This window comes from Pseudomonas sp. DSP3-2-3, assembly GCF_049898225.1.
GTDB lineage: Bacteria > Pseudomonadota > Gammaproteobacteria > Pseudomonadales > Pseudomonadaceae > Aquipseudomonas.
This window is the reverse complement of sequence record NZ_JAFCXH010000009.1, coordinates 99606-119004: the sequence shown is the minus strand read 5'-3', so window position 1 is coordinate 119004 and position 19399 is coordinate 99606. Positions and strand designations below refer to the sequence as shown.

Annotated in this window: 12 protein-coding genes; 8 read left to right on the top strand and 4 right to left on the bottom strand. The window is 59.3% G+C overall.

Annotated features, from left to right (window positions below; translation table 11 throughout):
* Positions 1 to 38: 38 nt before the first annotated feature.
* From ACP7E4_RS12845 to ACP7E4_RS12835, 3 genes are all read left to right on the top strand, one after another.
* A complete protein-coding gene (locus tag ACP7E4_RS12845) occupies positions 39 to 860 on the top strand; it encodes an aldo/keto reductase (RefSeq protein ID WP_426114118.1) in 822 nt (273 codons plus the stop codon).
* Positions 861 to 968: 108 nt separating this feature from the next.
* On the top strand, positions 969 to 1991 hold the full coding sequence (locus ACP7E4_RS12840) for a transporter (RefSeq protein WP_426114116.1): 1023 nt from the start codon (positions 969 to 971) through the stop codon (positions 1989 to 1991).
* A gap of 480 nt (positions 1992 to 2471) precedes the next feature.
* Entirely contained in the window at positions 2472 to 4001 is a 1530-nt protein-coding gene (locus ACP7E4_RS12835; RefSeq protein WP_426114285.1) for an inorganic phosphate transporter, read from the top strand.
* Between the two features lie 65 nt (positions 4002 to 4066).
* Here the strand turns inward: ACP7E4_RS12835 and egtB are convergent, their stop codons facing one another.
* Positions 4067 to 6217 (bottom strand): ergothioneine biosynthesis protein EgtB, encoded by a 2151-nt coding sequence (gene egtB, locus ACP7E4_RS12830; RefSeq protein WP_426114114.1) that lies wholly within the window; start codon positions 6215 to 6217, stop codon positions 4067 to 4069.
* A gap of 335 nt (positions 6218 to 6552) precedes the next feature.
* Between egtB and ACP7E4_RS12825 the strand changes: the two genes are divergently transcribed.
* From ACP7E4_RS12825 to ACP7E4_RS12810, 4 genes are all read left to right on the top strand, one after another.
* A complete protein-coding gene (locus ACP7E4_RS12825; protein WP_426114112.1) occupies positions 6553 to 8232 on the top strand; it encodes an MFS transporter in 1680 nt (559 codons plus the stop codon).
* Positions 8229 to 9395 carry an HlyD family secretion protein gene (locus ACP7E4_RS12820; protein WP_426114110.1) on the top strand — a complete coding sequence of 389 codons (1167 nt, stop codon included), beginning with the start codon at positions 8229 to 8231 and terminating at the stop codon, positions 9393 to 9395. Before ACP7E4_RS12825 ends, ACP7E4_RS12820 begins: the two co-directional genes overlap by 4 nt.
* A gap of 151 nt (positions 9396 to 9546) precedes the next feature.
* On the top strand, positions 9547 to 10644 hold the full coding sequence (locus ACP7E4_RS12815; RefSeq protein WP_426114108.1) for an enoyl-CoA hydratase/isomerase family protein: 1098 nt from the start codon (positions 9547 to 9549) through the stop codon (positions 10642 to 10644).
* A gap of 3 nt (positions 10645 to 10647) precedes the next feature.
* On the top strand, positions 10648 to 11799 hold the full coding sequence (locus tag ACP7E4_RS12810; RefSeq protein ID WP_426114106.1) for an acyl-CoA dehydrogenase family protein: 1152 nt from the start codon (positions 10648 to 10650) through the stop codon (positions 11797 to 11799).
* Positions 11800 to 12150: 351 nt separating this feature from the next.
* Here the strand turns inward: ACP7E4_RS12810 and ACP7E4_RS12805 are convergent, their stop codons facing one another.
* The gene (locus tag ACP7E4_RS12805) at positions 12151 to 17367 is read right to left on the bottom strand and encodes a dermonecrotic toxin domain-containing protein (protein WP_426114104.1); all 5217 of its coding nucleotides are present in this window, start codon (positions 17365 to 17367) and stop codon (positions 12151 to 12153) included.
* Between the two features lie 261 nt (positions 17368 to 17628).
* On the bottom strand, positions 17629 to 18192 hold the full coding sequence (locus ACP7E4_RS12800; protein WP_426114102.1) for an NADPH-dependent FMN reductase: 564 nt from the start codon (positions 18190 to 18192) through the stop codon (positions 17629 to 17631).
* 306 nt (positions 18193 to 18498) lie between these two features.
* Between ACP7E4_RS12800 and ACP7E4_RS12795 the strand changes: the two genes are divergently transcribed.
* A complete protein-coding gene (locus ACP7E4_RS12795; protein ID WP_020288763.1) occupies positions 18499 to 18711 on the top strand; it encodes a hypothetical protein in 213 nt (70 codons plus the stop codon).
* A gap of 55 nt (positions 18712 to 18766) precedes the next feature.
* Here ACP7E4_RS12795 and ACP7E4_RS12790 read toward each other — a convergent pair whose 3' ends face one another.
* Positions 18767 to 19375 carry a GNAT family N-acetyltransferase gene (locus ACP7E4_RS12790; protein ID WP_426114100.1) on the bottom strand — a complete coding sequence of 203 codons (609 nt, stop codon included), beginning with the start codon at positions 19373 to 19375 and terminating at the stop codon, positions 18767 to 18769.
* Between the last annotated feature and the right edge of the window lie 24 nt (positions 19376 to 19399).

Genomic DNA, 19399 nt, shown 5'->3' with positions numbered 1-19399 from the left:
CCACACTCCTCATCATTCATCCAAATGCAGGGGTTCCCATGCGTACGCTCGAACTCGCGGGGCAGACCGTACCGGTCTTGGGTCAGGGAACTTGGCACATGGGTGAAGACCCGCGTCAGCGTTCCCTGGAAATTTCCGCGCTGTGCCAGGGTATCGAGCTGGGCATGACCCTGATCGACACCGCCGAAATGTATGCCGACGGCGCCGCCGAACAAGTGGTGGGCGAAGCCATTGCCGGCCAACGGGACAAGGTGTTCGTGGTCAGCAAGGTCTACCCGCACAACGCCAGCCGCACGGGCGTGCCCGCGGCTTGCGAGCGCAGCCTGAAAAGGTTGAATACCGATTACATCGATCTGTACCTGCTGCACTGGCCTGGCCAGTACCCGCTGGAGGAAACCGTCGAAGCCTTTGAACGCCTGCGAGAAGCCGGCAAGATCGGCCGTTGGGGCGTGTCGAATTTCGACGTGCCGGACATGCTGGAACTGAACAACCCCGACTGCGCAACCAATCAAGTGCTGTACAACCCTGAAGAGCGCGGTATCGAATTCGATCTGCTGCCATGGGCCGATATTCAGCGCATGCCAACCATGGCGTATTGCCCGATCGGTCAGGCCGGTAATCTGCTGCATCACCCGGCGTTGCAGGCTGTTGCCGCCCGTCATAACGCGACGCCAGCGCAGATCAGCCTCGCCTGGGTGTTGCGTCAGGACAACATGATCGCCATCCCCAAGGCGGTCAATCCCGAGCACCTGCGCCTCAACCTCGCCGCCGCAGAGCTGATCCTCACCCCGGAAGATATCGCCGACCTTGATCGAGCCTGGCCTGCGCCCACCCGCAAGCAGCGTTTGGCAATGGTCTGAGACGAAACAATCGGTCACAAACCGCAACAAAACTGAAATAAACGCTTGTCATGATGCGCCCTTCGTCCATTTGTCACGGACCGGGCGTATCAAGACCTGCGAGTAGCCATGAGCCAGAGCATTGTGCAGAAAAATCAGGATTCCGATCTGTTCGGCCTGCTCTATGGCTTTCGTTTTCGTCCCGGTGGCGTCGGTGAGGAAATCGGCTCTACGGCCGCCTTGAGTTGCCTGTGCACGCCCGAAGACCCGGAAGAGTTTCTCTGGCTGCACCTGAATCTGGCGCATGCCGGTTGTGAGCGCTGGATGAAAACCCATCTGCAACTACCGGAAGAATTCTTCGAGGCACTGCACGAAGGCTCGCGCTCGACTCGTATCGAACACGTGGACTCGGCCCTGCTGGCGGTGGTCAACGATGTGGTCTTTGACTTCAACATGGTTTCCACGGACATCTCTACCCTGTGGGTTTGCACCCACCGCCAACTGTTGATCACTGCCCGCCAGTTGCCGCTGCGCTCGGTGGACAAACTGCGGTCGTCGGTCAAACGTGGCGAACAGTTTCGGTCGCCCGTGGAATTACTCGCGCATTTGCTGCGCGATCAGGGCGAAGTGCTGACCCAGTTCCTGCGCAAGACCAGCGTCAGCGTGGACAAAATCGAAGATCAGTTATTGTCGCAACGCCTGAGCAATAACCGCTCGGAACTGGGCGCCATGCGCCGGGTACTGGTCCGCTTGCAGCGGCTGCTGGCGCTGGAGCCTGGCTCTCTCATGCGTCTGCTGCACCGGCCGCCGTACTGGTTGCAGGAGGACGATGTGCAAGAGCTGCGGCAATCCACCGAAGAGTCCGCGCTGGTGATCAGCGACCTGACGGCGCTGGGTGAGCGCATCAAACTGTTGCAGGAAGAAATCGCCGCCAACCTCAATGAACAAAGCAGCCGCACCCTGTTCACCCTGACCGTGGTCACGGTGCTGGCACTGCCGATCAACATCGTCGCCGGTTTCTTCGGCATGAACGTGGGTGGTATTCCGCTGGCGTCCGATCCCCAGGGTTTCTGGGTGCTGGTCGCGCTGGTGGCAACCTTTACCCTGATCGTCGGGCGCTGGGCGTTTCGCAAGAACCGGGATCAGGCGTAGACGCCAACGCAACCCGTGCGGGCTGTGTGAAAACCCTCGACTGAAAACGAACTGCGCGCTCTCACGTGAGTTCTCTGAAAGTTCGCGTGGTGTGGCAGACCTGAAATTCACGTAGAAGCGCGGTTTTTAGTTCGTTTTTTAGCCAGCTAACTCGTCTCCGAGGTTTTCACACACTCTGCGTGGGACCGGATTTATCCGGGAAGGCGTCGGCAAAGTCCTCGCATTTGCAGCGCCTGTCCCATCGCTTCCCGGATAAATCCGGTCCCACAGGGCCTCGCTCCAACGATTGATACCAAACATCCGATTAATCATCACATCGTTGACTTGTGTCGCAACGCTGTAACATTTTGTAATGAACATGGGTGCCATCCCTTCCCCACAGGATTGCGCACCATGGTTTCCAGCACACTGGCCCCGGACTCAATCAGACACGCCGATGATTCACGACCGCAGTTCTCCCGCAAGCCCGGCAAACTCACCATGGGGCTGTTCTTCGTCATCCTTGCCATGGGCCTTTTATTCACTGCCTACAGCCTGAAACAAGACGTCGATGACATGGGCACGGTGGTCACCACCTGGACTCCATTCCTGCTGCTCGGCGTGGCGCTGGTGATTGCCCTTGGGTTTGAGTTCGTCAACGGTTTCCATGACACCGCCAACGCCGTGGCCACGGTGATCTATACCCATTCCCTGCCGCCGAACTTCGCAGTGGCCTGGTCGGGCCTGTTCAATTTTCTCGGTGTGCTGTTTTCCAGCGGCGCTGTGGCGTTTGGCATCATCGCGCTGCTGCCGGTGGAATTGATCCTGCAAGTCGGTTCCAGCGCCGGCTTCGCGATGATCTTCGCCCTGCTGATCGCGGCAATCATCTGGAACCTCGGCACCTGGTGGCTGGGCTTGCCGGCTTCTTCATCGCACACGTTGATCGGCTCGATCATCGGCGTCGGTGTGGCCAATGCCCTGATGCACGGCCGCGACGGCACCAGCGGCGTGGATTGGTCCCAGGCGACCAAGATCGGTTACTCGCTGCTGCTCTCGCCGCTGGTCGGCTTTGGCTGCGCGGCGTTGTTGCTGCTGGCCATGCGCCTGTTCATCAAGAATCGTGCGCTGTACAAAGCGCCAAAAGGCAATTCGCCACCGCCGTGGTGGATTCGCGGCCTGCTGATCGTCACCTGCACCGGCGTGTCCTTTGCGCACGGCTCCAACGACGGACAAAAAGGCATGGGCCTGATCATGCTGATCCTGGTCGGCACCCTGCCGATGGCCTACGCCCTGAACCGCACCATGCCCGCCGATCAGTCGATTCAATTCGCAGCCGTGGCCGAAGTTACTCAGCAAGCCTTGAGCCGCAGCGTTCCCGCCCCTGCTCCGGCTGATCCGCGCCAGACCTTGTCGGCCTATCTGGTCAGCAAACAGGCCACGCCCGATCTGATCCCGGCGCTGGCGGTCATGGCCGGCAAGATCGGCATTCAGGTCAAGAGCTACGGCTCGCTGTCTGCCGTGCCCGCCGAGGCGGTGGCCAACGTGCGGAACGACATGTACCTGACGTCGGAAACCATCCGCCTGATGGAGAAGAACAAGGTCGGCAGTTTCGATGCCGATACTCAGGACAAACTCAAGCTGTTCAAGGACCAGATCGACAGCGCCACGCGTTTTATCCCGACCTGGGTGAAAATCGCCGTAGCCATCGCCCTTGGCCTGGGAACCCTGGTCGGTTGGCGGCGCATCGTCATCACTGTCGGCGAAAAAATCGGCAAGACCCACATGACCTACGCACAGGGCGCATCGGCCGAAATCGTCGCCATGTTCACCATTGGCGCGGCTGACATGTACGGGCTCCCGGTTTCGACGACTCACGTGCTGTCATCCGGCGTGGCAGGTTCCATGGTCGCCAACGGCTCAGGCCTGCAACTGCGCACCTTGCGTAACCTGGCGATGGCCTGGGTGCTGACGTTGCCGGCGGCGATTCTGTTGTCGGGGTCGTTGTATTGGGTGTTTATGCAGATTTTCTAATCTGACGCTCGTGAGAATAGAAAAAGCCGGCGCTTATCATGCCGGCTTTTCTTTGCCCGGTTGCCTCACGCCTTCAGGTTGAACAACGCCACCTGCGGCGCCTCGCTGATCCATTGTTCGCTCACGGTCCAGCCCGCTTGCTCGGCCAGGGCGGTGAACGCCTCGACGGTGAACTTGTGGGAGTTTTCCGTGTGCAGGCGTTCGCCGGGGCTGAAGTGGAACGCCTGGCCGGCAACCGTCGCGGTTTGCTCGACGCGGCTGACCAGATGCATTTCCATGCGCTGTTCCTGCTCATTCCAGACGGCCAGATGATCGAACGCGTTAACCCGGAACGTGCCGTCCAGTTCGCGGTTGATGCGGGTCAGCAGGTTCTTGTTGAAGCGTGCCGTGACACCTTGAGCGTCGTCGTAAGCCGCGACCAGCGTGGCAGCGTCCTTGACCAGATCGACCCCGACGATGAAATGGGCGTTTTCACCCAACAGCGTCCTGGCTGCGCGCAGGAATTTCACCGATTGCTCCGGAGTGAAGTTGCCGATGGTCGAACCGGGGAAGAACCCGACCCGGGTCAGGCCATCCGCCGCGCGGGGCAGTTTCATGACACGGGTGAAGTCATCGATCTGCGGCGCCACGGTCAGGTGCGGGTATTTCTCGTGAAGCTGCTGCGCGGCCTTGTTCAAGGCGTTGGCGCTGATATCAATCGGTACGTAGACCGCGATGTGCGGCGCCGCGTCCAGCAACAGACGAGTCTTCTCGCTGGCGCCGCTGCCAAATTCGACCAAGGCCGCGCCTTGTGGAATCGACGCAGCCACTTGTGCAGCCACATCGGTCAGCAGGCGGGTTTCAGCGCGGGTCGGGTAATACTCGGCGGTATGGCAAATGGCTTCGAACAACTCGGAACCGGCGGCATCGTAGAAATATTTAGGCGAAAGGTTTTTCGCGGGCGAGGACAAACCGGCAATGACGTCGCGGGCAAATTCGCTGTCATGGGGATTGACCACCCCCGGCTGGCGACTGTCACGGGCCAGGCGCAGACCCGAAACGACCCAGCGCTTTTCCGGATGAAAGAAGTTGCGATACGTAGCCCGCGAGTGATTGGGCGAAGTCACGCTGGCGCCACCGCGCAAGACCATCTGGCTGATCATGAACTTGCCGTTGTATTCCCCCACCGCGCTGGCTGCCGGACGGAATCCGGGATAAGCGCTGTAGGCACTTTGCGTCCACTGCCAGGCGACATCATCGACTTGCTCCAGGAGGCCCGCGATGGCCGCAGCCTCCCATTCGGCCTCGGTGGGCAAGCGCGCGTCGACCCAATGGGCATACGCGGCGGCTTCGTAATAGCTGATGTGGGTCACCGGCGCATCGCGCTCGATGGCTTCCAGCCCGCGCAGACTCATGCGCCGCCAGCCGAGGGTTTCATCGTGCTGCCAGTAGAGCGGCGCGTTCCAGGCGTTTTCCTGAACCACGGTCCAACCTTCCGACAACCACAAGCCAGCCTGGCTGTAGCCGCCCGCCTTCATGAACGCCAGCCATTCGCCATTGGTAACCAAGCGATCGCAGATTTCGAACGATTGCAGGTACGTGGTGTGGCGCGGGCCTTCGTTATCGAAGGCGAACTGCGTGCCCTGATGGCCGATTTCGGTCAGACCGCCCTTGAGTGGCTTGTACTGACCGCGCCGCCCGCCTGCATCCTTGGGCCAGCCGGGATCGTAGGCCGGCTTGAGTGACGAGGTGCTGAACAGGTGCAGGATGTCCATCAACAGCAGTTCCTGATGCTGTTCTTCATGGGCCAGGCCCAGTTCGATCAGGCTGTCGAGTTCTTCCGGCAAGGCGCTTTGCAGCAGCGTATTCATGTGCAGATCGACATAATCGCGATACGCCAGCACTTGATCGATACCGGGCCGGGTCATCAACCCCCGCTGCGGGCGCGGGTGGCGCGGGCCGACGGCTTCGTAATAGGAATTGAAGAGATAGCCGAACGTCGGGTCGAACGCCGAATACCCGGAAAGGTTCTCGCTGAGCAGGAAGGTCTCGAAAAACCAGGTCGTATGCGCCATGTGCCATTTCGCCGGGCTGGCGTCCGGCATCGACTGCACTACCATGTCTTCGGCACTGAGCGGCGCCGCCAGACTTTGCGTGCGGCTGCGGACGCTTTGATAGCGTTTGAGCAGTTCGTTGGCGGCAAGGGGTTGGCGTGGCTCGCGTGAGGGGCTGATCATGGGTGTTCATCTCCGGCGTGGCCGCGACCTGTGTGTTCAGGCAGTGCGGCGTCGAGCGTTTCTTTATGAGCTTCTTATGAGCGGCGGCAGGGAGTTTGAGGTGCGAAAAGCGCGGAATGTTCAAACCGTATATCCGAACGGGGACGCTGCCCGAAGGGAACGTTTACCAGCACTGTGGATCGGAACACACAATCATCTGAATACTTTCCCCTTTAGACGGGCCTTAATGCAGGAGCCAACTTGCTGGCAACGCGTGAGCACGCGTATCAGCGACGCCGCCTCGCGAACAAGTTCACTCCTACCGTGCGACCGATCCCAAAAGGCTGTGCCGATTCATGAGCAATAAGTACGCGCCCCGTGACTGGGCGCCCCATGAGCGCCCTACCCTGCCGGGTTCGCCGTCCACGCCGCTGCACTCGACCGGCAAGCGCTGGGCATTTGCGCTGGTAGGCGTCATTGTCGCGCTGACCGGCGGCCTGGGGAACGCCCTGGTGATCGCCAACCTGCCGTATCTGCAAGGTTCACTGGCGGCAACCACTGCCGAGATTGCCTGGCTGCCCGCTGCGTACGTCATGACCAATGTGTCGATGAACCTGCTGCTGGTGAAATTTCGTCAGCAATTCGGCTTGCGCGCATTCACCGAAGTGTTCCTGGTGCTGTATGCGCTGGTGACGTTCGGCCACCTGTTCGTCAATGACATCAACTCGGCGATTGCGGTGAGGGCCGCGCACGGCATGGTCGGCGCAGCACTCTCGACGCTGGGCCTGTATTACATGATTCAGGCGTTCCCCACCAAATGGCGCTTGAAAGCCCTGGTGCTCGGGCTGGGAACCGCCCAGCTGGCAGTACCGATGGCGCGGCTGGTCTCGGAGGATCTACTGCAGATTGCCGAATGGCGCGGTTTGTACCTGTTTGAACTGGGTATGGCCCTGCTTTCCCTGGGCTGCGTATTGCTCCTGAAGCTGCCGCCGGGTGATCGTTTCAAGGCATTCGAAAAGCTCGACTTCCTCACTTTTGGACTGCTCTCCACCGGCTTCGCCTTGCTCTGCGCGGTACTGTCGCTGGGGCGCATCGATTGGTGGCTGGAGCAAACCTGGATCGGCGTCGCGTCGGCGGCCTCCATTGCGCTGATCATGGCGGGGCTGGCCATCGAGCATAATCGGCGCAATCCGTTGCTGATCACCCGTTGGCTGGGCAGCGGCAAGATCCTGCGCCTGGCGCTGGCGGTGATCCTGTTTCGCGTGGTGCTGTCGGAACAATCCATTGGCGCGGTAGGTTTTCTTCAAGCCTTGAACATGGGCTCCGAACAACTGCACACGCTCTACGCGGTGATGTTGCTCGGCAGCGTCGCGGGTCTGGCGGTCAGCGCCTGGACGATCAATCCGGCGCACCTGATCACCCCGCTGATTATTTCCTTGATGATGATGGCTACGGGCGCGTGGATGGACAGCGGTGCCACCAACCTCACCCGTCAATCGAACATGTATTTCAGCCAGTTCCTGCTGGCGTTCGGCGGGACGTTTTTCCTTGGGCCGACCTTGGTCCTGGGGGTCAGCGGGGTGATTGCCAATCCGCGCAACATGGTAAGTTTTTCCGTGCTGTTCGGGATTACCCAGAACATCGGTGGCCTGATCGGCTCGGCGGCGCTGGGTACTTTCCAGATCGTGCGGGAGAAGTTTCACTCCAGCGTCCTCGTCGAGCACCTTACGTTGCTCGACCCGCAGGTACAGGCGCGCCTGACCAGCTCCAGCGCCAGTTATGCTGCGGCGATTGCCGATCCATCGACGCGGACCAATCTGGGCATTCGCGCCATTGCGACCGCCGCGACCCGGGAAGCCAACGTACTGGCCTATAACGATGTGTTCATGCTCATCGCAGTGATTGCCGTGTTGACCATGATCTGGATCTCGATACGCGGGATCTGGTTGAGAATCACCACACAACCGATTACACCGGCCGCCCCTGCGCCGGTAGCATCGACTTCCGTAACTTCCAGTGGCGCCACCTCTTCATGACCGAATCCACCACGCCGACGCCTGCCAACCCGGCTCCCGCAGCTTCCGCGCCACCACCGCCCGCGCCAGCCCCCGCGACCAGCGAACCGCGCTCGACACGCACCCGGATCATCTCCTCGGTGATTTTCGGCAGCGTTGCCCTGATCGGCATTCTGATTGTGCTGTACGCCTGGCAACTGCCGCCGTTCGGCAGTCCGATAGAGACCACCGAGAACGCGCTGGTGCGCGGCCAGACCACCATCATCAGCCCGCAGTTGAGCGGTTACGTCTACGAAGTGCCGGTCCAGGACTTCCAGTTCGTCAAGCAAGGCGACTTGCTGGTGCGGCTCGATGATCGCATCTATCGTCAGCACCTGGATCAGGCCGTGGCGCAACTTGGCATCCAGAAAGCCGCGCTGGCCAACAACCTGCAACAGCGGCGCAGCGCAGAAGCGACTATCGTGCAACGCAAGGCAGCACTGCAAAGCAGCATCGCCCAAGGTCGCAAGGCCTCGGCGGATCTGCGCCGCAGTCAGGCGTTGGTCACCGACGGTTCCATATCGAAAAGCGAACTGGACGTTGCCCGGGCCGCCGACGCTCAGGCAACCGCCGCAACCGCCGAGGCCAAAGCCGTGCTGGAGATTGCCCGGGAAGACCTGCAAACGGTGATCGTCAATCGCGACTCGCTGGAGGCCTCGGTGGCCAATGCTGAAGCCGCGATTGAACTGGCGCGTATCGACCTGACCAACACGCGCATCCTTGCGCCCCGCGACGGGCAGCTTGGGCAGATCGGTGTGCGCCTGGGCGCCTACGTGAATTCTGGCGCGCAACTGATGGCGCTGGTACCGAAGCGGCTGTGGATCATCGCCAACATGAAGGAAACCCAGATGGCCAACGTACGTCTCGGTCAGCCGGTGACGTTCAGTGTCGACGCCCTGAATCACCAGAAAATGCAGGGGCGCGTGCAGCGCATCGCCCCCGCCACCGGCTCGGAGTTCAGCCTGCTGCCGGCGGACAATGCCACCGGCAACTTCGTCAAGATTGCCCAGCGGGTTCCGGTGCGCATCATCGTCGAGCCCGATCAGCCGCTTGCCGAACACCTGCGGCCGGGCATGTCGGTGGTGGTCAGCATTGATACCAGCCGCGATGGTGAAATCCCTCCCGATCCGGGCAGCAAAGACTGATACGCGCTATCGGCCATGCATGAATGCCTTGGCGTTTTGCAGGAATGCCGATTGTGCTTTGCAAATTTGCACTGGTAGCATCGGCGGTCATTACTCTGACCGCCCGCCCTAAAGTCTGAACCCAAAACAACAATGAACAGGGAGTTTGCAGATGACTGTACAGGTTGTAACTGGCGTACCTGACCAGCAGGATTTCCCCCAGGACACCGTGCTGGCCGAGGTCCGCAACCATATCGGGCATCTGACCCTCAATCGCCCGTCCGGCCTCAACGCCATTGACCTGAACATGGTGCGCGGCCTGCAACGTCAGCTCGACGCCTGGGCCGAAGACGATTCGGTGTACGCCGTGGCCCTGCGCGGGGCCGGTAACAAGGCGTTCTGCGCTGGCGGCGACATTCGCTCGCTGTATGACAGTTTTAAAAGCGGCCAGACGATGCATCAGGACTTCTTCGTTGAAGAGTACGCGCTGGATCTGACGCTGCACCATTACCGCAAACCGGTCCTGGCGCTGATGGACGGATTCGTCCTGGGCGGCGGCATGGGCCTGGTGCAAGGCGCCGATCTGCGGGTGGTGACCGAACGCAGTCGGCTTGGCATGCCGGAAGTGGCCATCGGTTATTTCCCGGACGTCGGCGGCAGTCATTTCCTGTCGCGAATCCCGGGCGCGCTGGGTACTTACCTGGGCGTCACTGGCGTACAAATCGGCGCCGCCGACGCCTTGTATTGCGGCCTGGCCGACTGGTATCTGCACAGCGATGCGCTCCCGGAACTTGATCAACAGCTCGACCAGATGCCGTGGCGCACCAGCGCGCTCAAGGATCTGCAGGGCGTGATGGCTGGACTGGCGAGCCAACATTTGCCGAATCCGCCACTGGAGAAGCTACGTCCGGCCATCGACCACTTCTTCGCTCAGCGCGATATCCCGAGCATCATCGAACAACTGCGCGAAGTGACCGTTGCCGACAGCCACCCGTGGGCTATGACCACGGCAACACTGATGGAGACTCGCTCGCCGCTGGCCATGGCCGTGACCCTGGAAATGCTGCGCCGTGGCCGGCATCTGTCCCTGGAAAAATGCTTTGCCATGGAGCTGCATCTGGATCGCCAATGGTTTGAACGTGGCGACCTCATCGAAGGCGTCCGCGCCCTGATCATTGATAAAGACAAGAAGCCCCAATGGAATCCGCCAAGCGTGCAGGCCTTGAGCGCCGAGCAGGTACATGGATTCTTCAACGGCCAGGAGAACTGAGTCATGCACGATATTGAACTGAGTGAAGAACAAGTCATGATCCGCGACATGGCGCGCGAATTTGCCCGCAATGAAATCGCGCCCCATGCCCAGGCCTGGGAAAAGGCCGGCTGGATCGACGACGCGCTGGTGACCAAGCTGGGCGATCTGGGCCTGCTGGGCATGGTGGTCCCGGAAGAATGGGGCGGCACCTATATCGATTACGTGGCCTACGCCCTGGCAGTGGAGGAAATCTCGGCGGGCGATGCGGCCACCGGTACCTTGATGAGCGTGCACAGTTCAGTGGGCTGCGGGCCCGTCCTCAATTACGGCAGCGAAGAACAGAAAACCACCTGGCTGGCGAAGCTGGCCAGCGGCCGCGCCATCGGCTGCTTCTGCCTGACCGAACCACACGCAGGATCCGAAGCCCATAACCTGCGCACCCGCGCCGAGTTACGCGACGGCCAATGGATCCTCAACGGCGCCAAGCAGTTCGTCAGCAACGGCAAGCGCGCGCAACTGGCGATCGTCTTTGCCGTGACTGATCCGGAGCTGGGCAAAAAAGGTTTGTCGGCGTTTCTGGTGCCCACCGATACGCCCGGTTTTGTCGTGGATCGCACCGAGCACAAAATGGGCATTCGCGCCTCCGACACCTGCGCGGTGACCTTGAGTAACTGCGTAATCCCCGCCGCCAACCTGCTCGGCGAGCGCGGCAAGGGGCTGGCCATCGCGTTGTCCAATCTGGAAGGCGGCCGCATCGGTATCGCCGCCCAAGCGTTGGGGATCGCCCGCGCCGCATTCGAAGCCGCGTTGGTGTATGCCCGGGAACGGGTGCAATTCGACAAGCCGATCATCGAGCATCAGAGCGTGTCCAACATGCTCGCCGACATGCACACCCGCATCAACGCCACGCGTTTGTTGATCCTGCACGCGGCGCGATTGCGCAGTGCCGGCAAACCGTGCCTTTCGGAGGCTTCGCAGGCCAAGCTGTTCGCCTCGGAGATGGCCGAATGGGTCTGCTCCAAGGCGATACAGATTCATGGTGGCTACGGTTATCTGGAAGATTACCCGGTTGAGCGCTATTACCGGGATGCGCGGATCACCCAGATTTATGAAGGATCGAGCGAAATCCAGCGGCTGGTGATCGCTCGGGAACTCAAGCATTACCTGGTTTAAAGCGATCACAAAGATGATCCGGCAGGCGGCGACTTGTCCCTGAAGCATCATTCCACCTGAGCCCATCCAGCGTCTGGCCCACCGCTTTCCCGGACAAGTCCGGTCCTGCCGAATCTGTGCTAGTCCGGTAGGAGGGGACTTGTCCCCGAAAGCATCATCCAACCCGACCCAACCCAGCGTCTGCGCCACCTCTTTCCCGGACAAGTCCGGTCCTGCCGAATCTGTGCTAGTCCGGTAGGAGGGGACTTGTCCCCGAAAGCATCATTCAACCCGACCCAATCCAGCGTCTGCGCCACCTCTTTCCCGGACAAGTCCGGTCCTGCCGATCTCGTCGTTTCAGATTGGCGGCAATCAAGTCATGGGAGGGTTGAATCGTTCGCGCCCCAGCAAGGTGACCAGCAAGGTTATCGAGTCGGCATTACTCAGTATGATGTCACTGCGTTTGTCAGCATCGGCATAGAAGATATCCCGGGCCTCGTCCAGTGTTTTCTTCCCGGTGATTCTCAGAATCGTGAGTTTGGCGTCGCCATCGCTGGTCTTCAGGTCTCGCGGGAACTCATCACTGGTAGTGTCCTTGAACAACTCCTCTCGAGGCGTATCGAACGACAGACAGCGCTGTTGATAACCTTCATAGCGCTTCTTCAAGCTTTGGTAATAGTCACCACTGTCGTAGACCAGATCCAGATACGGCGCAGAAGCTTCCACATAAGCGATGTCATGGCTGTCGTTGGCGATGTGTGAGAGTTCGTGGAGCAGAACGGTAGTCCGATAGTGCGCCTGAACGTTGAATCCATTCTGACCGCTGGGCGGAGGTTTAAGGCGGTAGGTTTTACCGCGAAAGTAACGCTCGGTCAGAAAAATGCGTTTGTGCACGTCTGCACTGTAAGTGAACGCAGTGGCGTCCTGATGTCCCCGCTTATTGGTGCCAACGACAAACCTCTCGGAAGAGAATGGCGAGAGTGACTGATGCAGCAACGCTTCCTGAAGTTCAGTGATCTTCAGGATGATCAGCGCGATCAGCCGCTCGTTGGGCGTAGTGACCGTAAAGAAATCGGCGATTATGTGCCGGGTTGCCGCCGGGATATCCCCGGTAGCAAACTTGGGCAACAGATTGCTGCGCGCCGTCTTCAATAAATTGCGCACCCCCTGATGCGCCTCGGCTATTCGTCGGGCTCTGTCCGGAAATAGACGCCTGATTTCCGGTAAACCACGGGCCTCGACAATCAAGATCTCATCGAGTTGATCATCAATGGTCAAAACGTCAATCCGGGACAGCATACCGCCGCCGCCTTTGAGGCCAGCGTCGAGATCAAGGGTCCAATTGCGGTCTTTGTCGGTTCGTATCCAGGGCCCCAGGATATGGTCCTTGACGATACGGTAGCCTCCCACAGTGAAACGTATCTGATAAACCTTGCCGTCGACTGGAGCATACTCATTAGACGTACTGCGACTGCGATACACGTTGAACAGCTCGTCTTTGGTCAATTCGCTCAGTGAAACGCTATCAGCCTCAAGACGCCGGAGCCGATTGCGCAGCTCGGGGGTCAGTTTGTGATTACCCCAGGAAAAATCCACAAAAGACGTAGCTGGCGTCTCAACGACGGGTTCCTTGACAACAGGCTCCTCGACAGCATGTTCCTCTCGGCCTTTCGGATTCTGCCGCGATGAAATCAAAAGGGCCAGGGCGGTAGAAAATTCCGAAAGCGCCTTGCCCCAACGATGCCCGGTCAGGTCGTCCGCAGAAGCTTGCAGCCACGACTGACTTTGCCAGGCCCCGACCAGCTGACCCAGCCGGCCAGGCAAAAGCGCCAAGGTCTGCTCGCTGCCCAGGGTCATTAGAAACCGACAGGCCTGTTGGTTGTATTGCGCCGTGGTGAGGCTCGCTTGCTGCGCGGTCAGGATCAGGACGGACTTCAGGCCTTCGAACAAATAGTTAAAGGCATTGCCGCGTACCGGCTGGAGCAGGATGCGTGGCGGCGCCGGAGGAAATATTGGCACGTCCAGAAACGCTTCCGTACTCCAGGGCAGATGGGGTTCGAGGAATCCGCCATTGTCGTAAACCTGCCTGACCTGCGGATCAAGGCGTGCAAGGATCAACGATTGCAAACCGCTGGAGTCCTGAATGGCTGCAATCAACGCAGCTTCGCTGGCGTATTCCGAAAACTGCACGTGATCCACCAGAACTGAATACAGGATCCACGGCCCGGTCGTAGCGTCCTGCGCAGTGATGATATACAGACCTGTCACCACATCCGGCGCGCGCCCCGGCTCTGCGACCAGTTGCAGCGGACTGAGTTCAACGTCCTTACCCTCCACGGGTAACCGGGCCAACCCATCGGGCATCTCCACAATCGCGTGGACAAAACGCAGCGCTTGCTCGGAAAAAACCTTCTGTAACTTGAGTTCAAAGGCCGCCAGGATCATTAACGGCGGCATGCATACCGTGAATAACCTGACGCGCCGGTGATATTCCGGATCATGGACGCTGAGTTTCACATGCAGCAAAGCCTGATAGCTGGCGCCGACATCAAGGTCGCTCACCAGATCCCTCACGTAAGCAACGTCAGGTATTGGTGACGCGGCATACCCGTTTTCCAGGGCAACGCTCAGCGTCGCATCCTGTGCGCCACCGAAGCGGGTGATTGCAAAGTTAGTCAGCGTTTGCGTGCGTACCTGAGTGGCAGCAGGCACCGAGGACGGAATCTCGCCGAGCGGTGATGGTGCGCTGAGGTAACGGGTCAGGCTGATCAGAATCCTGTCCGGATCGAGCGACTGCCCGGCAAAATCCTTCTCCAGCCGAGCGTTTATAAGCTCATAGGCATGCGTCTTCAGGCTCGGGATATCAAACATGAAATCCTGATCGGAGCCCAGCACCACGTAAGCATTGAGCAAAAGCGCACTGAGCGTTTCAAGATCCTCGACGCTGGCGTCGTTTATCCAGTGCGGCAAAATTGCTGTGAACAGCGAGACCTCAACAGCGTATGCCAGCGAGTCCTTCAAACCGCGCAGCTGATCGCTGGTATTTGCCACGCTGATAAGCGCGCCTGTCAGGGCAGCGTCCGCCTGCCATCGCACGGCATCATCAAAGGCGGCTTCGACTTCCTTGATCTGCCGGTCCAGCTCTGCGTCCTGAAGATGCTCGATAAAGTGTTCGTCAATGCGCTCCAGCCCGACATTGATTGGCAAGGATTGCTGCAGATGAGCACGAATCCCCTCTTTGACAGGTGAGCTGAAACAATCCAGCCACTGCGCCCGGGTTGAAGGATCAGCCAGTGTCTGCTGGATCAGGGCTTTCAGATCGGAGCGCGCCTGATATTCCTGCAAGCCGATAAACGGCGAGCACAGCAGCAGTTTGCCCTCGGCGTCCAGGGGTTGACGCAGGACAAACACGTTGGTCATAACGGCTGCGGGCGCCCCCGATTGATACTCGACATGCAGCGCATACACCTCAGTAGTGGCATCGCCACAATGGGTGCGCAGGCTCAAGCTCGGCAGGTCCAGAACCTGCTCGAACATGCCCAGCGATCTGACACTCAAGTTGCCAAAGCGTTTTTCCACGCGCAATGCAAGGCGCAGCAGCTTGCCGCGCATTCTGCTGCTCATCTGCCAGGGCAGTAACTGTGTGTCCAGGCTGCGCAGGTGACCGAAGCGGGCATTGCGGTTCTGCGAGGTCAGTGTTTGCCGGAAGCCGGCATCGGCCAGATCCAGAATGTGGTCCAGTATGCCGACTGTCAGTACCGTCTGCGGGTGTTGTTCTGCGGTTGCAGAGTCTGCGGTGACTATCAGGCAATCGTTCGGCAACTGCGTAAGGAAACGGCCGGTGACTTTTTCCAGCAGCAGACTCAGCAGGTTTATCGGACCCGCACCGACGGGCTGTAACCAGAGAACACGAGCGTCGAGTTGCACCTGGGTAACAACCGATAGATAGCGATTCAGAACCTGGCGTGCGCACTCAGCCGCGCCTGGATGCAGGGCTCCGGTTTGATCGATTTGCTGCTCCACGGCATTGAGATAGTGCTGCCAGGTGTTCAGGGCCACGGCACCACCGATAGCGTCCGGTTTGAATGAGTTGGCGCGCACCGCAGCCTGCCGGCACGCGCGTCCAGGGGCTCCGGGTTCATCGCCCCAGCGGCCTGAACCGCCCGACGCAACGAGCCCTGGATTGAGCAACTGTCGAATGTCCAATGCATCGTCGATAACCACTGCCGCCTTGCTGGCCCGATTGCAAGGCAGGTCGATGACGTGCGCCAGATTACGTTTCTGCCAGGCGATGATCGAGTCCATGGCATCGCTGAACAGCGGTCGCCCAATCGGGTCCAGGCGCAGCTGCAATTGGCCTTGGGCACCCAGCAACGCGTGGTCATTGAGCGATGTACACTGCAGCATCTCCGCCCGGCCAGCGGTCGATGTCAAATGCTCGATTAACCGCCTGATGCCAGCGAAACGGCGCAGCCCATGCCAGGCTGAAAACAACAGCAGGCAGGATAAATCTGCCGTCGTCAGATCGATCAGGATAACGCCCGCAAGTTTCACCGGCTCCGCGCCAGCGATCGATACGGAAAGTCTGGCCGTCGCAGGCTGCGCACTCCCGTCAGCGCTGGACTGAGGATGCAATCTGCGCAAGTGAACCCATTCCTCGTTGGAAATACCTGCGGTCTGCACACTGCTCAGCAAATGATGGCGAAAACTGTCCGCCAACAGCCGCGCACCCAGATCGCGCCGGGTACCACTGCCGGTAACCGGGCTGAGCCAAAAGTTCTTCAGCAGTTCTTCGAAGCAATCCTTGGTCGCGTCGCGAACGTTGGTAAGCGCATCCACAAACGGCTGCGCCTCAAGCGAAGTCAGCACCCGACCCGTAGCGTCCAGGAATCGCCTCCGGACAGCAGGATCGACAGGCTTGTGGACATACTCATCCATTGCAGCCTCAGCCAGGGACTGCGTCCCCAATACCAGAGGCTGCGCAGCGACGCCGGAGATATCTGCAACCTGAACGATTTGCAACAGATGGGTGTACACATTCAGCGAGGTGTCTGGCAGTGCGCGCAGAAGGGTGTCTTGCATCGCGCAGCCCACCGCCACTTGCAGTGAAGGCAGCAGCATCAGGTGGGCCGCGAAAACTTCCAGGCTCTGCCCATGCTGGCAGATGATGGAGCGCATTTGCTGCTCAAAAGTATCACCCTCGATCGATTCATATGCCCATGGGGGTGAAGGGGTAGGCGGCAACCTGAAACGAGCGTTGAGCACCTGCGCCAGCTGTTCGCGGCTGGCGAACTGTTCCAGTCCGCTGAGCTGAGTGTGCAGAAACACGGTCTTGTCGCTGGACGCAGGGTCACTCAAGAGCAGCGCGGCCGCCAGCTCCGCAACAGGAACCGCGCCGTCATCGATGACCAGGCGATCAACTCGTGGCATGGGAACGATTTGAGCGGGTTGCGCAAGATCGACCAGCCTGCCGAGCCATTGATGCTGCGGTGAATCGATTCGCGCAACGGCCAGCGCGTGGTGCAGATCTGCGACGTACTGCGCCCTGAGCGCTTGGCTGGAGAAATAGTGGGTGGATGCCAATGGCATAACAAACTCCTTGTGGAAAACCCTGCGCCGTTGGCAGCGCAGAGTCTGGACAAAAAACAAGGAGCTTATCCATGGTTCCCCGCAGGCGTTCCATATATAAAGCAGTGCTGAGTAAGCGCAACCTGCGGGAGGAAAACCGTCTCAAGGAGCAACTGAGGGAGGGTCAGAGTGTTTTCACGTCAAACGCCCGCGCCCCAGGATCATGACCAACAAGGCCACCGAGGCGGCATTGTCGAGGATGATCTCGCTGCGCTTCTGGATTCAGGCTTTTTTGTTCTGCTCAACCCATGCCGCGTAGGCATTGATAAAGGTTTGCAGGAAAGGTTTGGTCTGCTCGGACAACGTTCCAGCTGCATCGAAGAACGTGCCCGCATTACCGAGATAGGCTTCAGGCTGTTGCAGACAAGGAACGTTGAGGAACACCAGGGACTGGCGCAAATGGTGGTTGGCGCCAAAACCGCCAATGGCACCTGGCGAAGCGCTGATGACGGCACCGGGTTTGCCGCTCCAGGCGCTCTTGCCGTAAGGTCGGGAGCCGACATCAATGGCGTTTTTCAAGGCACCGGGCACCGAGCGGTTGTATTCCGGAGTGACAAACAGGACCGCATCGGCTGCGGCGATCTGCTGGCGAAACGCAGTGTAAGACTCAGGCGTGGAGGTCGCGGTATCGATGTCTTCGTTGTACAGCGGCAGGTCGCCGATTTCGACAATCTTCAACTGCAGATTTGCCGGAGCCAGTGCAGCGAGCGCCAGCGCAACTTTTCGGTTAATGGAGTCCGCACGCAAACTGCCCACTACAACCGCGACCGAGTAAACCTGACTCATGGAGATTTCCTTTTACGAATTCAAAGAGCCAGTAGTTATAGATGAAGTCAGGGATTAAAACCGGCTTTAACTTGTTTGAATGTGCCAATATTTTTGGCCGACTGACGGCGCATCCCCGGTAAATCGCAGCGCGAACTATTTTTTTCCAGGCGGAAAACTCCCTGCTAAAACAGCGGTCTACAAGGCTTGAGTGCCAATGCCATAAACCTTTCTTGCGACTCGGCTTACAAGCCGGCGCAGATTATCGGCGCGCGGTGTTAGCATGCAGCAGTAAATGAGCGGTTATCTTCAGAGGTTACAAAGCAAATGGCTTCAGTTCTCGTCGGACAATTTCATGCAAGGGACGCCGAAGGCCGCGTCTACTCCGTGCATGAGTTCCAGGAATCACAGCCCTCCGAGGCTGGCGGCACGGAACCTGTATCAACCTATCGCCTGGCAATCGGCGATCGGGTCAAGCACTTGGGCGGAGATGTCTTCCAGTTGCTTCAGTCCGGTGTGGAAATGACCCGTACAAAGTAATATTCGGCCTGAGGTCGCTTGATCGCTTCGTCTTATCGTGAGCGCAAGCGGCTGTTCAGGCTGAACGCTGATCGCTGCTGCTATCAACATCGGTAACAGCATCATTGAACAGCATGTACCAGAAAATCGCTGCTTCCCGTGTATGCGGGTCAATGCCGCGATAACGCATGTGATCAACCCCGCCTACAACGAACCCGCAACGCTCGTACAACTTGCAGGCAGCCAGATTGTTGTTCTGGGTTTCCAGCATGATCCCCGGCAAATCCTGTTTGCGACTCCAGAATTGCGCGACATCCAGCAGCGCCCGGGCTACCCCGTTGCGACGCGCGCAAGCATCAACCGCCAGTTCGTCGATATGGGCAAAGCCATTCCAGTGCCTGCTCAGCACCACATGTCCCACTGCTCGATCTTCCAGCCAGGCAACCAGCACGGTGCTGTCCGCTGCGTCGCGATAATCGCAGAACTCCTGGGAATCAATGCCGTAATTCTTGGAATAAGGCTCGACCGGTTCGATCTCCCAGCACTCGACGCTCTCCCCTACCTGCGCCAACGCAAATCCGCTGACGGTGAAGCTGAATTCGCTGTTGAGGATGTAATCCTCGAAGCATTCGTCTGCAACCCGAATGCTCAGTGCTGGATTAACCGCTGGATTAGCCAAAGTCATCACATCGCTGCGCTGGGATGAAGG

What these genes read in the sequence shown, in the direction of transcription:
- ACP7E4_RS12845 (WP_426114118.1), top strand. Translation starts at nt 39, where the DNA reads ATGCGTACGCTCGAACTCGCGGGGCAGACCGTACCGGTCTTGGGTCAG.
- ACP7E4_RS12840 (WP_426114116.1), top strand. Translation starts at nt 969, where the DNA reads ATGAGCCAGAGCATTGTGCAGAAAAATCAGGATTCCGATCTGTTCGGC.
- ACP7E4_RS12835 (WP_426114285.1), top strand. Translation starts at nt 2,472, where the DNA reads ATGGGGCTGTTCTTCGTCATCCTTGCCATGGGCCTTTTATTCACTGCC.
- egtB (WP_426114114.1), bottom strand. Translation starts at nt 6,217, where the DNA reads ATGATCAGCCCCTCACGCGAGCCACGCCAACCCCTTGCCGCCAACGAA.
- ACP7E4_RS12825 (WP_426114112.1), top strand. Translation starts at nt 6,553, where the DNA reads ATGAGCAATAAGTACGCGCCCCGTGACTGGGCGCCCCATGAGCGCCCT.
- ACP7E4_RS12820 (WP_426114110.1), top strand. Translation starts at nt 8,229, where the DNA reads ATGACCGAATCCACCACGCCGACGCCTGCCAACCCGGCTCCCGCAGCT.
- ACP7E4_RS12815 (WP_426114108.1), top strand. Translation starts at nt 9,547, where the DNA reads ATGACTGTACAGGTTGTAACTGGCGTACCTGACCAGCAGGATTTCCCC.
- ACP7E4_RS12810 (WP_426114106.1), top strand. Translation starts at nt 10,648, where the DNA reads ATGCACGATATTGAACTGAGTGAAGAACAAGTCATGATCCGCGACATG.
- ACP7E4_RS12805 (WP_426114104.1), bottom strand. Translation starts at nt 17,367, where the DNA reads ATGCCATTGGCATCCACCCACTATTTCTCCAGCCAAGCGCTCAGGGCG.
- ACP7E4_RS12800 (WP_426114102.1), bottom strand. Translation starts at nt 18,192, where the DNA reads ATGAGTCAGGTTTACTCGGTCGCGGTTGTAGTGGGCAGTTTGCGTGCG.
- ACP7E4_RS12795 (WP_020288763.1), top strand. Translation starts at nt 18,499, where the DNA reads ATGGCTTCAGTTCTCGTCGGACAATTTCATGCAAGGGACGCCGAAGGC.
- ACP7E4_RS12790 (WP_426114100.1), bottom strand. Translation starts at nt 19,375, where the DNA reads ATGACTTTGGCTAATCCAGCGGTTAATCCAGCACTGAGCATTCGGGTT.